This window comes from Streptomyces sp. NPDC002785 (assembly GCF_040295565.1).
GTDB lineage: Bacteria > Actinomycetota > Actinomycetes > Streptomycetales > Streptomycetaceae > Streptomyces.
Genome location: NZ_JBEOVN010000006.1, coordinates 84371 through 98029, shown reverse-complemented (window position 1 = coordinate 98029; position 13659 = coordinate 84371). Strand labels below are relative to the sequence as shown.

The 13659-nt window shown below is 70.3% G+C and carries 12 protein-coding genes and 1 pseudogene; 5 read left to right on the top strand and 8 right to left on the bottom strand.

Features of this window, described 5'->3' with window-relative positions; genetic code table 11:
* Positions 1-163 precede the first annotated feature (163 nt).
* On the top strand, positions 164-946 hold the full coding sequence (locus ABTZ94_RS03470; RefSeq protein WP_351197036.1) for an MBL fold metallo-hydrolase: 783 nt from the start codon (positions 164-166) through the stop codon (positions 944-946).
* Positions 943-1563, top strand: a complete 621-nt coding sequence (locus ABTZ94_RS03465; RefSeq protein ID WP_351197034.1) for a DedA family protein — start codon at positions 943-945, stop codon at positions 1561-1563. Before ABTZ94_RS03470 ends, ABTZ94_RS03465 begins: the two co-directional genes overlap by 4 nt.
* Here ABTZ94_RS03465 and ABTZ94_RS03460 read toward each other — a convergent pair.
* Together ABTZ94_RS03460 and ABTZ94_RS03455 are read right to left on the bottom strand one after the other, a co-directional pair.
* Positions 1553-2611, bottom strand: a complete 1059-nt coding sequence (locus tag ABTZ94_RS03460; protein ID WP_351197032.1) for an MBL fold metallo-hydrolase — start codon at positions 2609-2611, stop codon at positions 1553-1555. The two genes, ABTZ94_RS03465 and ABTZ94_RS03460, sit on opposite strands and share 11 nt — an antisense overlap.
* 113 nt (positions 2612-2724) lie before the next feature.
* The gene (locus ABTZ94_RS03455; protein ID WP_351197030.1) at positions 2725-3993 is read right to left on the bottom strand and encodes an aminotransferase class I/II-fold pyridoxal phosphate-dependent enzyme; all 1269 of its coding nucleotides are present in this window, start codon (positions 3991-3993) and stop codon (positions 2725-2727) included.
* A gap of 345 nt (positions 3994-4338) precedes the next feature.
* Between ABTZ94_RS03455 and ABTZ94_RS03450 the strand changes: the two genes are divergently transcribed.
* Positions 4339-5148, top strand: coding sequence for a methyltransferase domain-containing protein (locus ABTZ94_RS03450; RefSeq protein ID WP_351197028.1), 810 nt, complete (start codon positions 4339-4341; stop codon positions 5146-5148).
* Between the two features lie 24 nt (positions 5149-5172).
* Positions 5173-5526, top strand: a complete 354-nt coding sequence (locus tag ABTZ94_RS03445; RefSeq protein WP_351197026.1) for a VOC family protein — start codon at positions 5173-5175, stop codon at positions 5524-5526.
* Between the two features lie 43 nt (positions 5527-5569).
* Here the strand turns inward: ABTZ94_RS03445 and ABTZ94_RS03440 are convergent, their stop codons facing one another.
* Complete coding sequence (locus ABTZ94_RS03440; RefSeq protein WP_351197024.1) at positions 5570-7540, bottom strand: DUF5107 domain-containing protein; 1971 nt, start codon at positions 7538-7540, stop codon at positions 5570-5572.
* 248 nt (positions 7541-7788) lie between these two features.
* On the opposite strand from ABTZ94_RS03440, the gene ABTZ94_RS03435 reads away from it, so the two are divergent.
* Entirely contained in the window at positions 7789-8124 is a 336-nt protein-coding gene (locus ABTZ94_RS03435; protein ID WP_351197022.1) for a DUF6204 family protein, read from the top strand.
* Positions 8125-8799: 675 nt separating this feature from the next.
* On the opposite strand, the gene ABTZ94_RS03430 is transcribed toward ABTZ94_RS03435, so the two are convergent.
* From ABTZ94_RS03430 to ligA, 5 genes and pseudogenes are all read right to left on the bottom strand, one after another.
* Entirely contained in the window at positions 8800-10056 is a 1257-nt protein-coding gene (locus ABTZ94_RS03430; protein ID WP_351197020.1) for an MFS transporter, read from the bottom strand.
* 59 nt (positions 10057-10115) lie between these two features.
* Positions 10116-10291: pseudogene (locus ABTZ94_RS03425) on the bottom strand (benzaldehyde dehydrogenase); the annotation flags it as partial.
* 54 nt (positions 10292-10345) lie between these two features.
* Positions 10346-11374, bottom strand: coding sequence for an aldo/keto reductase (locus tag ABTZ94_RS03420; protein WP_351197018.1), 1029 nt, complete (start codon positions 11372-11374; stop codon positions 10346-10348).
* On the bottom strand, positions 11371-12345 hold the full coding sequence (locus tag ABTZ94_RS03415) for a Gfo/Idh/MocA family oxidoreductase (protein WP_351197016.1): 975 nt from the start codon (positions 12343-12345) through the stop codon (positions 11371-11373). Before ABTZ94_RS03415 ends, ABTZ94_RS03420 begins: the two co-directional genes overlap by 4 nt.
* Before the next feature lies 1 nt (position 12346).
* Entirely contained in the window at positions 12347-13651 is a 1305-nt protein-coding gene (ligA, locus tag ABTZ94_RS03410) for a protocatechuate 4,5-dioxygenase subunit alpha (RefSeq protein ID WP_351197014.1), read from the bottom strand.
* Positions 13652-13659: the final 8 nt, after the last annotated feature.

Below are 13659 nucleotides of genomic sequence, written 5' to 3'. Positions count from 1 at the left end.
ATCGCAAGGCGGAGGGGCGTCCGCATACTGGATGTATGCGGACGTTCCGACAACGCGGCGAGGTGCCGTAGCTGTCGTCGTGCGCCCGTCAGGGAGTACGGGACAGCCCTTAGGCTCGATGCCAGGGCCGAAAACAAGGAACCCGGGAACGAGGAGGCACCGCGTGCCGGTGGAAGTCACCTGGTGGGGTCATGCCACCTGCACGATCGAGGACTCCGGGGTCCGTGTGCTGACCGATCCGCTCTTCGTACGGCGCTTCGCGCACCTGCGCCGCCGCCGCGGCGAGCTGCCCGGACCGGAGGCCGCGGTCGCCGATGTGGTGCTCGTCTCGCATCTGCACTCCGACCATCTGCATCTGCCGTCACTGGCCCGGCTCACCCCCGGCAGCCGGCTGATCGTGCCGGCGGGTGCGGTGCGCTCCGTGCCGGGGCTGCGGATGCTGCGCTCGACGCGCGGGCTGAGGATCACCGAGGTGGCACCGGGCGACGAGGTCCGGGCCGGCGAGGTGCGGGTACGGGCGGTTCCCGCACTGCACGACGGCAGGCGCCTGCCCATGGGCCCGCACCGCTCCCCCGCTCTCGGCTATGTGGTCGAGGGCGAGGCACGGACGTATTTCGCCGGTGACACCGGGCTCTTCGACGACATGGCCCAGGCGGTCGGTCCGGTGGATGTGGCGCTGCTGCCGGTGGGCGGCTGGGGTCCGTATCTGGGCCACGGTCATCTGGACGCGGGCCGGGCCGTGCAGGCGCTGGCCCGGCTGGCGCCGCGGTCGGCCGTGCCGGTGCACTACGGCACGTACTGGCCGATCGGAATGGACGGAATCAGGCCGCACGAGTTCCACGCACCTGGTGACGAGTTCGTCCGCAAGGCGGCGCTGCTGGCGCCGGAGGTGGCGGTGCACCGGCTGTCCCACGGCGAACATGTGCGGCCGGAGGCCGCCAGGTGATCCAGGAGGTCGTGAGGCAGCTGCCCCCGGAGTCGACGCAGCAGGCCGTCGGCTATCCGTCCCTGTTCCTGCTGGTGGCGCTGGGCGCGCTGGTGCCTGTGGTGCCTACGGGTGCGCTGGTGAGTTCGGCCGCGGTGGTGGCGCTGCATCAGTCGTCGCCGTTCTCGCTGCTGATCGTCTTCGCGGTGGCGTCGGCCGCGGCATTCCTCGGCGACATCTGTCTGTACTGGCTCGGTCAGCGCGGGGTGCGGTCGAAGAACGGTTCGAAGTGGCTGCGGGCAATCAGCAACCGGGCCGCTCCGGAGCGGCTGGCGCAGGCGCAGCAGAAGCTGGACGAGCACGGTGCGATGGTGCTCGTGCTGTCGAGGCTGGTACCGGCGGGGCGGATACCGGTGATGCTGGCCTGTCTGCTGGGCCGAATGCCGCTGCGCCGGTTCGCCCGTGGGGATGTGCCGGCCTGTCTGGCCTGGGCGGCGACGTACCAGCTGATCGGTATCCTGGGCGGTTCGCTCTTCCCCGAGCCGTGGCAGGGGGTGGTCGCGGCGGTGGGTCTGACGCTGCTGATCAGCGGGGTGCCCGCGGTGTGGCGCCGGATGCGGGTGCGGTTCAGCCCCTGACCGTGCGGGGTTCCGGCTCAAGCATGCGGGAGCCGCCGATCGGCAGGTCCCAGAGCCGTGTCCGGGGGTGTCCGGCCCGCTGCCAGGCGGTACGCAGTCGGGTCAGCGGTTCGAGTACGGGCTCCGCCGAGAGCAGGAAGGTGGCCCAGTGCATCGGCGCCATCGCGCGGGCGCCGAGGTCCTCGTACGCCTGCACGGCCTCCTCCGGATCGGTGTGTACATCACCGAGCCACCAGCGCGGTTCGTACGCCCCGATCGGCAGCAGGGTCAGATCGATGCCGGGGTACCGGCGGCCGATCTCGCCGAACCAGTGCCCGTACCCGGTGTCCCCGGCGAAGTGGATCCGCTGCCCGTCGCGGCCGGCGGTGCCGATGATCCAGCCGCCCCACAGGGAGCGGCAGGTGTCGGTGAGGGTCCGCTTGGACCAGTGGTGGGCGGGCACGAAGTCGAAGCGGACACCGTTCAGCCGGGCCGATTCCCACCAGTCGAGTTCGGTGACACAGGTGAAGCGGCGACGGCGGCACCAGCGGCCGAGCCCGGCGGGGACGAACAGCGGGGTGTCCCTGGGCAGTCGGTACAGGGTGGGGGCGTCGAGGTGGTCGTAGTGGTTGTGGCTGATGACGACGGCGTCGACGGGCGGCAGGTCCTCCCAGCGAACGCCCACCGGTGTGATCCTGGCCGGGGTGCCGAGGATGCGCCGGGACCAGACGGGGTCGGTGAGGACGGTCAGCCCGCCGGTGCGCACGATCCAGCTGGCGTGCCCGGCCCAGGTCACGGATGTGGTGCCTGCGGGGATGGCGGGCAGGGGTTCGGGGGCGTACGGGAGCCGGTGGATGCCGCGCAGTCCCTCCGCGTTGGGCCGCAGGGCACGCTCACGGGCAAGCCGGGACATGCGCATGACACCCGGCAATGGTGAGGTGAGCCGGTCGGCAAAGGTCTTGGGCCAGACCCGGAGCTCGCCGAGCGGACGCGGTTCGACGACCTCGCCGCGAGAGACGTCGTACGGGTGCGCGGTCCCGGTGGGGGTGCGCTCGGTCTGTTCCGTCATCGAGAGACTCCCGTCTCGGAGTTCGGCACCGGAGTTGTCCGGGGTCATCGGCATCGGGGTTGTTCGGAGTCGTCCTGAGTCGGTTCAGCATCACGGTTCGGCATCTCGGTTCGTCATCGGAGTTCGTCGAGGGCTGCTCCGAAAAGGCTGAGGGCTTGAGCCACGTGCGGCAATTCCAGGGGCGCCACAGCGGTGAGGGACTCCATCTGCTGTTCCGGGGTCGACCCGAGGAGCGTCCCGGTGCCCAGCCGTACGCGCAGCGCCCCCAGTTCGTCGCCGAACCGGTGGCCGCCCGGCGCCGGTGCGTCAAGACGTTCCGTCAGGTACTCCTCCAGTTCGAGGGAGTCCGTGACACCTCGATTCGCGAGCCGGGATCTGAGCGGCCCGAGGTCGGCGTAAAGATGGCGGCCGGCCTGCGGGGGCCTGGCCAGCGCGCCCGACGCGAGGACCGCGCGGTGGGCCGCCGCCGCGACCTGCGTCTGGAGCGCGGCGGCCCGGCGGACCCGGTCCGTGACGGAATCCGGTTCGCGCAGTGCGTGGGCGGCGGCCATGGCGACGGGCCCCGCGACGTGCGCGCCGAGTGCGGTGAGGATGTCGAGCGTACGGGCATGGCGCACCGCCGCCCGCTCGGTGTCCGGGAATCGGGCGACCGCGACCGGCCAGGCGGACGGGGTCAGCGCACCGGCGAGATCGCAGACGACCGTGACATCGTCGGGGCACATTTCGGCCGGACTGAGCAGGACCGTGTCGCGCGGCCGGTGCAGGGTGTCGCGCCAGGTCTCGTCGCTGACGATGTGCAGCCCTTCGGCGACCGCCGCCTCGCACGCCTCGCGCACGAGTTCCGGCGGGGCGACGGTGGCGGTCGGGTCGTCGACGACGGAGATCAGCAGCAGCCGGGGCTTTCCTCCTTCGGCGCGCACTCTGCGTACTGTCTCCAGCAGCGCGTACGGATCGGGCACGCCGCCGCACTCGGCCGGGGTCGGCACATGGTAGGCGGGCCTGCCCAGCAGCCGGGCCTGCGGGATCCAGGTGGCCGTGCAGGGGCGGGGCATGAGCACGTCGCCGCCGTGCGCGGCGATCAGCGCGAGGAGCAGTGGCGAGGCGCCGGGGGCGGCGGCGATGTTCTCCGGGCTGCCGTGCAGTCCGCGCCGCTCCCAGTAGGCGGTCGCGGCCTCTCGCAGGGCGTCGCCGCCGCCGGTCGGTTCGGGTTCGCTGCGGCCGGCCGCAGCGGCGAGCACCTCGGCCAGCTCGGGCAGGACGGGCAGGCCGGGGTCGGGGGCCGGCGGCCCGTACCGGACAGGACCGCGGTCCTCCCGTACGTAACGCGCACCGCCCCCACTCCGCTGCTTGCGCCCCGCCCGTCCGGTCTTCTCCCGCGCCATCCGGACCTCCTTCGCCGCCGCCCCGTCGCCCTGTGCCGTCGTCTCGCACTCAGGGCCCTTTATACGAGGGTTCGACCGACCGCGCCCGCCCAGCGGAGCCGACGGGAGTCCCGCCCGGCAGCGCCGGGAGGCGGGCTCAGCGCGCGAAAGCCGTAGCGGGCATCCCGTGCCCCGCGTCCGGCAGCACCGGCAGCACCGGCAGCGAACCGGACAGCGGGCGCGGGGGCCCGTCCGTATATCAAGACATGCATCTCATAATTCGACACTCGAGCGTACGGTGGCCATACCGTCACCGCTTCGCGGTTCGCATTTCGCGCCCTGCGTTTCGAGAGAGGATCCACAGCCATGCCGAAGGAGACCGCCGTCTACACCCACGGCCACCACGAGTCGGTGCTGCGCTCGCACCGCTGGCGCACCGCTGCCAACTCCGCGGCGTATCTGATCGACGAGCTCCGCCCCGGCAAGACCGTGCTGGACGTCGGCTGCGGACCCGGCACGATCACCGCGGATCTGGCCGCGCTGGTCGCCCCCGGTCGGGTGACCGCCGTCGACACCGCTCAGGAGATCCTGGCGCAGGCGGCCGAGGCCGCGTCCGAACGCGGCCTGGAGAACGTCGAGTTCACCACCGCCGATGTGCATGCCCTGGACTTCCCCGACGACTCCTTCGACGTCGTCCATGCTCATCAGGTGCTCCAGCACGTGGGCGACCCGGTGCAGGCGCTGCGCGAGATGCGGCGCGTCTGCCGCCCCGGCGGCGTCGTCGCGGCCCGCGACAGCGACTACGCGGCGATGACCTGGTACCCGGAGGTGCCGGGCATGGACGCCTGGCAGGAGCTGTACGGACGAGTGGCCCGAGCCAACGGGGGCGAGCCGGACGCGGGCCGCCGGCTGCTCTCCTGGGCCCGCAGGGCCGGCTTCACCGACATCACCCCGACAGCCGCCAACTGGTGCTTCGCCACCCCGGAGAGCCGCGGCTGGTGGAGCGGCCTGTGGGCGGACCGCACGGTCGGCTCGGTGTACGCGAAGCTGGCCGTGGACAACGGCCACGCGAGCGCCGAGGAGCTGGCCGCGTTCGCCGCGGCCTGGCGCGAGTGGGGCGCGCAGGACGACGCCTGGTTCATGGTCCCGCACGGCGAGGTGCTCTGCCGGGTCTGAGCACCGCCAACTACCCTTGTCCGCATGGACATTCTTGGAACCACGCTACGTATCTGCGTCGACGACCTGGATGCCTCGGTGGCCTTCTACGAGGACCTCACGGCCAGTTCTGCGCTGCGCTTCGAGCGCGGCGGAGTCTCGGTCGCCGCAATCAGCTGCTTTCTACTGATGAGCGGCCCGGAGTCGGAGCTGGAGATCCTGCGCAAGGTGACGGCGACAATCGCGGTCAAGGATGTCGACGAAGCACATGCCTCCCTCATCCGCGTCGGCGCCCGGATCCTCGCGGGCCCGGTGGAGACGCCGGTGGGCCGCAATCTGATCGCGGTGCATCCGGACGGCTCGGTCTTCGAGTACGTCGACCGGAACCCGACCGTCTGACCCGCGCCGGTGGAAGTGGGCGCGGGCCGGACGGCCTTCGGGGTCAAGTCCTGGGGCGCATCCGGTAGTTGTACCGGTCCGGCAGCGGATCGTCGGTGAGCTCGGCCCACACCTCGTCCAGGATTTCCGCGCCCTCACGCAGATCCGCGACCTCGAAGCCCTCGTCGAACACGGCCCGGGCGGCGACGCGGTCGCCCTCGGCGATCAGCAGCCGGGCCTCCAACAGGCGGAAGCGGCCACGCTGTCGGACCGTCGGGCGCAGGCCGGCCCACACCGTCCGGGCCGCTTCGGGGCGCCCCGCCGTCAACAGGGCCTCCATCGCCTCGCGGCCGAGCGCCGCCGTGGCGGGCGTCCAGGCGTCGCCGTCGTCATGACGTTCCGCGCACAGGCCGTCGAACGCCTCGGTGTAGAGGTCGGCCGCCCGGTCCCCCTGGCCGCCCTCCTCGGCGGCGACGGCGAGGCAGCGCAGCAGCGGCCAGCGGGACGGGGCGAGGGCCAGTCCGCGTTCCCAGCTGCGGACCGCCTGGGCACGGTCGCCGGCGTGCCACTGGGCGACTCCGAGGTGGTACTCGGTGAGGGGTTCCGCAGAGGCCGTCTCCAGCATGTCGCGCCAGTGCGGGGAAACCAGGGAGGGGCCGGGCGGGGCCACCCTGCGCGGTTCGGGGAAGGCGCCCTGGTCCAGCAACTCCAGCCAGGGCGCCTGTTGTTCACCAAGGGTCGACTCGGCGAACGGTGTGCCAGGGAGCTGGTACTTGCCGCGCCGGACTTCGAGGGCGCCCCAGCCGGAACCGGTGGCGAGCGGCTCGCCGGGCTCGTTGTCGGCGCAGGGGCGCCAGGCGGCGTACGCGGCGTCGACATCGGCGCGCGGCAGCGCCTCGGCGAGCCGCCGCTCGGTCTCGGCTCGGGCCGCCGCCCAGTCGTCGCCGTGCACGGCCCGCGGGTCCGCGGACAGCGGTCCGTACGACTCCAGCCAGCTGAACTCGGCACCCGGTTCGAGGGGGATGTGTTCCAGCTGAGTACGGGCGAGTCCGGCCTGGATCTCGGCATATCCGATGGTGCCGGGCTCGGTGAGCCACTCCTGCCAACGCCGCCCGCCCGGGCCGCTGCCCCACAGGAACAGCTTTCGGCCGCGCAGCAGATCGGTCGACGTCTGGACGAGTCCGTGGCCGTCCCCGTCGAGGGAGGCGATCCAGCGGCGGGCGCCTTCGGGCACCTCGTAGAAGTAGTCGGCGGGGAAGTCGCCGCGCAGCGGGTACGTACGGTCGACGGAGCCGGTCTCGGGGACCGGGACCCGGGTCAGGGTCCGCTCGTAGCCGAAGTGCCATGCCTCGTCGGCCGGGGCCAGCACGCGGGTGCGTTCGCCCTCGGGCACGGCGATGTTGGACCACCAGTAGACGGGCGCGGTGTGCTCGTGCGGATTGCGAATCCGTACGCCGACGTGCAGGAAGTCGGAGTCCTCGGGCAGCCAGAGGTCCACCTGGAACGGCAGGTCGCGCAGCCGCTCCCACTCCCAGAGGCGGACCATTTCGCCGCCGTCGGGCGCGGGAACCCTGGCGGCGTGCACCGGGGCGCAGGACAGTGTGGTGTGGCCCGTGGCGCCGATGTTCCATTCGATGCCGCCGGAGAACCAGGCGCCGTTGAGTGCGAAGTCGGCGGGCTGCAGGACGGGGTTGGTGTAGAGGAGTTCGCGGCCGGTCGGCTTGTGGTGAAGGGAGTGGATGCGGCCGCCGAGCCCGGGCAGCACGGTGGCCCGCAGCCGGTCGTTCTCGATGACGATCGCGTCCAGTCCGGTGGGGACGCGTTCGCGCCCGTACCCGTCGAGGATGCGCACCGGAAGCACGGTGGCCAGTGGTTCGTAGCCGATCTGGCGTGCCATGTCACGTGGCAGTCCGGCCCGGTCGCGGTCGTCGACCACATGCATCTCGTCGAGCGGCCGCAGTGCGGGCAGCGGGTTCTCCGGGCCCAGTGGTGCGGCAGGCAGATTCAGTACGGCACGTCGTACGGTCGTGGCCAAGGCAACCTCGCTCCCTCGCGCGGGCCGCCGCAGGTCCGGGCGCCCCCGATGACCATGGAACACGCTGAACAGCGGCCCGGCCAGGGGCATCGCTGTCAGACTTCGGCAAAAGGCCACGGAGACGACGGCCGAGGTCGCCCTCCCGCCGATGGCTCAGGGCCGCCGCGACAATTCGCGTGCGTCCCGTCCCCGCCGCCGTTACCTTGGCCCTCGGCGATTCACGAGCGGAATGCGGAGCGGGAAACACAATGAGCACGCAGCACACCTACCGAGTGATCGTGCGCGGTACCTGGGACGGTCTGACGGACGAGGCGCGCGCCCGGCTCCTGTCCGAGGTGGACCTGCACGGCCTGAGCGCGATGCAGTTCACCGAGGAGGGCTCGCTGACGTACGACCGTGTGCTCAAGCATTTCAGCTTCCGGTTCGTGGTCGTGTCGGACGCCGAGGACGGCGAGGAGATGGCGTCCGCGATCGCGGAGGACCGGGCCGAGACGCTGCTGAAGAAGCAGGGGTACGGCCATGGCCAACTGCGTTCCACGGCGACGGACATGGACACGATGAAGATCAACTACAAGGGGCGCTGAGCGGCGGACTCGGCGTGGCACCGCACCGAAAGCGACCACAGACGCGCTGATCAGGGAATTCTCGTCTGTCAGCTCTGTCACGGGCTTAGACCGACCGGCAAATGGGGGGTGGGAGAAGGAGCGGGGCTGGGTACGTGCAGCTGCAAGGCGGAGGGTTGAGGCAGATGGGGTCTCCCCTGCTCGAGCGCAGCCGAGAGCTTGGGGAAGGAGCCATGGTGATGGACGACAACGCGGCAGATGTGCGCACCCAACCCCGCGACGCCGCCCCCCATTTGCCGGTCGGTCTTACTCGCTTGCGCACCGGATTGTCCCGTGAGAGTCCCTCTGACAGAGCTGAAAGTCCCTGAAAAGTCCCTGAGATGTCGCAGCTCGCAAAGCCCCTGAGGTGACCGTTTGCCTTGCCGCTTCGCGCGGACGAGGCGGGTTGCATCTGGTCAGAGCCACTCGCAGGGTTCGGACCAGAACCTACGCATTACAGCAGGTGTTGCAGCCCGTCGGGGTTCCATGACCGGCGTATTCGCGCCCTTTCCTCGGGCTCGAGGTTAGCACCACCTCTTCCCCCCCAGGGGACTTCCACCCCCAAGCAATCGCCCATGCTGGGCGCACCACGGCAGCGGCACGGACCCCGACGGGGAGGCGTACCGCTGCACGGTGGTGGCGCTGGTCAGGGGTGCGTCAGGCGGCGGGCGCGATGGCCTCCGCCTGTGGGTTCGCCGCTCGGCGCGGCAGGGTGAGTACGGCCAGGAAACCGAGGACCGCGACCACGGCGAAGAAGTAGAAGCCCCACGGGTGGCCAATGCCGGCCGTGACAAAAGCACCGGTGATCGACGGGCCGACGATCGAGCCGATCCGGCCTATGCCCGAGGCGGAGCCGAGGGCGGTGCCGCGGATGGAGGCCGGGTAGAAGTTCGTCACGTAGGCGTAGACGAGCACCTGGGCCGAGAAGACGAACATGCCGGTGAGGAAGACGACGAGGTTGAGCAGGATGTCGCTCTCCATTTTGACGCTCAGACACGTGAGCATGACCACCGAGACCCCGAACCAGCCCAGTGTGGTGCCTTTGATGCCTCGCCGGTCGGCGACGAAGCCGCCGACGACCAGGCCGACGACGCCGCCGATGTTGAGTATGAGGAGCTGGGTGACGGCCGTGGGTACGGGGTAGCCGGCGTCGTTCATGAGCTTCGGCAGCCAGGTGTTGAGGCCGTAGACCAGCAGCAGCCCCATGAAGGAGGCGACCCAGATGCCGATGCCCGCGCGGAGGTAGGCGGGCTTGAGCAGTTCGGTGAACGGAACGCGCTGGGACCCGTGTGCCTCCTTGGCGCGGACGAAGGCCTCCGACTCCGGCAGGCGGAACCACTGGATGGCTGCAACGACGAAGCCGGCGACGCCGAGGATGTAGAAGAGAATCTCCCAGTTGTCGGTCACCTGCAGGGCCAGAAGCGAGGTGATCACGGCACCGGTGTGGTAGCCCGTCATCGTCAGCGTGCTGGCTCGCGCTCGCCGGCTGGCCGGCATGTGCTCGGCCATCATCGTGAGCGAAACCGGCATGCAGGCACCGAGGCCCAGGCCGGCTATGAGGCGGAGTACGGCGAACATCGCGACGGAGCCGGCCAGTGGCACCAGGATGGTGAAGAGCGAGAACAGCGCCACGGACCCGATGAGCAGATAGCGTCGCCCCAGCCGGTCGGCCAGCGGGCCGACGGAGACCGCGCCGATGGCCACGCCGACGAGTGAGAGCGTGGCGATGGTGGTCGCGTCACCCGCGGTCATGCCGAGGTGGTGGGTTTTGAGCAGGGTTGGGATGATGGCGCCGAGAACCACGAGGTCGTAGCCCTCGAGCATGACCGTGATCCAGCACAGGATCACCGTCCAGGCGTCGCGTCCGGCGGTGCCGGTCTGCGCTGGCGTGTGGGACGAGGTGACGGGTGTCATCGTGACATTCCCCCAGGGGACAGGTGCGCGATAGCGGGTCAGGGTGCGGGAGAGCGGGGTCAGAACGGGTAGTTGGCGATGTCCGGGCGGACCGTGACCCACTGGGTCTCGGTGAAGGCCTCGATGTTGGCCGCGGCGCCGCCGAAACGGGACCCGGTGCCGGAGGCCTTGATAAGGGTGCGTTGGGCTCATCACTGACGGTCTGCTCGTTGATGTGGACCTTGCCGGAGGCGATCCCTCCGATGGGCGGTGAATCTCCACGCGACTCATTCGAATCGACAGGTTGAGTTCAGCCCGCCCTCCCGCAGCGCTCCGTGTCGATCTCCGCCAGGGTGGTCTCGTTGTAACGGGCCCCGTGTACGGTCGCGGCGTTCAGCACCTGCCCTGCCCGATCGAGAACGTCGCTGGGTGTGTCGAGGTCGAGGGCGGACATGTTCTCCCGCAGGTGTTCGACCGATCTGGTGCCCGGGATGGCCAAGACGTGCTCGCCACGCGACAGCACCCACGCGAGCGCCAGCTGGGTCAGCGTGCAGCCGGCGTCGCGGGCGATCATTTCGAGCTGGGTTCGCAGACCCAGGTTCGCGGGATAGTTCGCCCCGCCGAAGCGCGGCATGTTCCGCCGGATGTCCTTGTCCACCAGTGCCGCGGGGTCGGGCGGTTCGGCGGTGAGGAAGCCGCGGGCCAGCGGGCTGAAAGCCACCAGCGCCACGCCGAGCTCGGCCGCCGCAGCGAGCGTCCCCTGCTCGGGGTTGCGCGACCAGAGGCTGTACTCGTTCTGCAGCGCCGCGATCGGGTGCACGGCGTGGGCCCGGCGCAGTGTCTCGGCGGAGACCTCGGAGAGTCCGAGCGCGCGTACCTTCCCCGCCGCGACGAGTTCGGCCATCGCCCCGATGCTCTCCTCCACCGGGACCTGCCGGTCGAAGCGGTGCAGGTAGTAGAGGTCGATGACGTCGGTCTTCAGCCGGGCCAGTGCCTCGTCGGCGGTACGCCGGATGGTCTCGGGTCGCCCGTCGATGACACGTCGGCCGTCGACACCTGTCATCCCACACTTGCTGGCCAGCACGATCCGGTCCCGGTGGCCGGCGAGCACGCGGCCGACCAGCTCCTCGTTGGCTCCGAAGCCGTAGAGGGCGGCGGTGTCGAAGAGCGTGACGCCCTCCTCCAGAGCCGTCAGAAGCAGCTGCTCGGCGGCCTCCGGCTTCGGCGGAACGCCGTAGGCATGGCTCAGGTTCATACAGCCGAGTCCGACGGCCGGGACCTCGAACGGCCCGATCCGGCGCGCAGCGCGTCCCGCGCCTGCCTTCGGCGCCGCGGTCACGAGCCCGCGGCAGCGTTCAGCTGCTCCTCCAGGGCCGCCAGCGTCCGGTAGCAGGGCAGCACCTGGGCGATGGACGAGTTCGGCTCGCGGCCCTCGCGGATGGCGGCGACGAACTCGCGGTCCTGGAGCTCGATGCCGTCCATGGAGACGTCGACGCCGCTGACGTCGATCGGCTCGTCCTTGCCGGTGAACAGGTCGTCGTACCGGGCGATGTAGGTGCCGGTGTCGCCGATGTAGCGGAAGAACGTGCCCAGCGGGCCGTCGTTGTTGAAGGACAGCGACAGGGTGCAGATGGCGCCGTTCGCCGCGCGCAGCTGGATCGACATGTCCATCGCGATGCCGAGCTCGGGGTGGATCGGGCCCTGCACGGCGTTGGCCTGCACGATCGGCGAACCCGCCTGGTACGCGAACAGGTCGACCGTGTGCGCCGCGTGGTGCCACAGCAGGTGGTCGGTCCAGGAGCGCGGCTGGCCGAGCGCATTGAGGTTCTTCCGGCGGAAAAAGTACGTCTGCACGTCCATCTGCTGGATGCCGAACTCGCCGGCCTCGATCCGCTGCCGCACCCACTGGTGGCTCGGGTTGAAGCGGCGGGTGTGGCCCACCATCGCGACGAGCCCGGTGCGCTCCTGCGCCGCCAGACACGCCTCGGCGTCCCCCAGCGAGTCGGCGAGCGGGATCTCGACCTGGACGTGCTTGCCCGCTTCGAGGCAGGCCAGCGTCTGCGAGGCGTGCATCTGCGTGGGGGTGGCAAGGATGACGGCGTCGATGTCGTCCATCGCCAGCACCTCGTCCAGGGAGGCGACGGCGCGCCCGATGCCCTGCTCCGCGGCGAACTTCTGGGCGCGTTCGAGGCTGCTGCTCACGACGGCGGCCACCTCGACGCCGTCGATCCGCTTCAGCGCGGCCGCGTGCTTGGCGCCGAAGGCACCGCCGCCGGCCAGGGCGATCCGCAGGGTCCGGTCGTCAGTCATGTCACTCCTTCACGTCGGGCGTCTCGGCCCGCGGGTGGTTCTCAAGGATCAGGTGTCCGACGGCGGTGTTGGACGCCGGTACATGGTAGAAGCGGTGCTTTACATCGACGTCCCCGGAACCGTCGACGTCGCTCATCGCGCCGCGGGCGATCAGCCACATGACCAGCTCGATGCCCTCCGAGCCGGCCTCTTCGACGTACTCCAGGTGCGGCACCTCGGCCAGGGCGGCCGGATCCTCGACCAGCTTGTCCAGGAAGGCGTTGTCCCACTCCCGGTTGATCAGACCCGCGCGCGGGCCTTGCAGCTGATGGCTCATGCCACCGGTACCCCACACCTGCACCTTCAGCGGCCGGTCGTAGGACTCGATCGCCTTGCGCAGGGCCTGGCCGAGCTTGAAGCACCGTGCGCCCGAGGGCACCGGGTACTGCACCACGTTGACGTGGAACGGGATGACCTTGCACGGCCACTTCTCGACGTCGCCGAACATCAGCGACAGCGGGACGGTCAGACCGTGGTCGACCGTCATCTCGTTGACGAGAGTGAGGTCGAAGTCGTCCCTGATGAGGGAGTGCGCGATGTGCGCGGCCAGGTCGGGGTCGCCCTCGATGCCGGGGACCGGGCGGGGACCGTAGCCCTCGTCGGCGGTGGGGTAGGACGCGCCGGTGCCGAGCACGAACGTCGGGATCATCGACAGGTCGAAGGCGCTGGCGTGGTCGTTGTAGACCAGGAAGATCACGTCGGGGACGTTCTCCCGCTCCCACCGCTTGGAGTACTCGTACCCCTCGAAGACCGGCTGCCAGTACGGTTCGTCCGTCTTGCCGTGGTCCATTGCCGCGCCGATCGCCGGCACGTGCGAGGTGAAGACGGCGCCGGTGATCTCGGCGTGCTCGGCCGACGCGGCCGGGGCGTACGCCGCTTCGAGGACGGCGTGGTCGATCCGGTTGCCCTCGACGGAGCGGCCGCCGCCGACCATCATGGCGCGGTACTCCTGCTCGGTCATGCCGGTCATCGAGCCCGCCATCTGCTGGAACGACAGTCCCAGCGTCGCGCCCCACTTGGCGAGGAAGTAGATGTTGCCGCCCTCACGCATTGCGGCGTTGAGGTCGCGGTCGAGCAGCGCTTGCTTCTGTTCCTCGCGCAGCGGCCATGCGTCCAGGTAGGCGCGCTCGTCGGCGAGGTAGCGTTCGCGGTTCTCCGCCGTCATCAGCGACATGCAGAACTGGTTGAGGTGGTACCCCTTGGCGGACTGCTCGGCGTCGAAGATGGTCGTCCCCGGAACCAGTTTGTAGGTCTTGTCCAGCGACATGGGCGGCT

Coding starts and splice junctions, on each gene's coding strand:
- ABTZ94_RS03460 (WP_351197032.1), bottom strand. CDS start 2,611: ATGACGGAACAGACCGAGCGCACCCCCACCGGGACCGCGCACCCGTAC.
- ABTZ94_RS03455 (WP_351197030.1), bottom strand. CDS start 3,993: ATGGCGCGGGAGAAGACCGGACGGGCGGGGCGCAAGCAGCGGAGTGGG.
- ABTZ94_RS03450 (WP_351197028.1), top strand. CDS start 4,339: ATGCCGAAGGAGACCGCCGTCTACACCCACGGCCACCACGAGTCGGTG.
- ABTZ94_RS03445 (WP_351197026.1), top strand. CDS start 5,173: ATGGACATTCTTGGAACCACGCTACGTATCTGCGTCGACGACCTGGAT.
- ABTZ94_RS03435 (WP_351197022.1), top strand. CDS start 7,789: ATGAGCACGCAGCACACCTACCGAGTGATCGTGCGCGGTACCTGGGAC.
- ABTZ94_RS03430 (WP_351197020.1), bottom strand. CDS start 10,056: ATGACACCCGTCACCTCGTCCCACACGCCAGCGCAGACCGGCACCGCC.
- ABTZ94_RS03415 (WP_351197016.1), bottom strand. CDS start 12,345: ATGACTGACGACCGGACCCTGCGGATCGCCCTGGCCGGCGGCGGTGCC.
- ligA (WP_351197014.1), bottom strand. CDS start 13,651: ATGTCGCTGGACAAGACCTACAAACTGGTTCCGGGGACGACCATCTTC.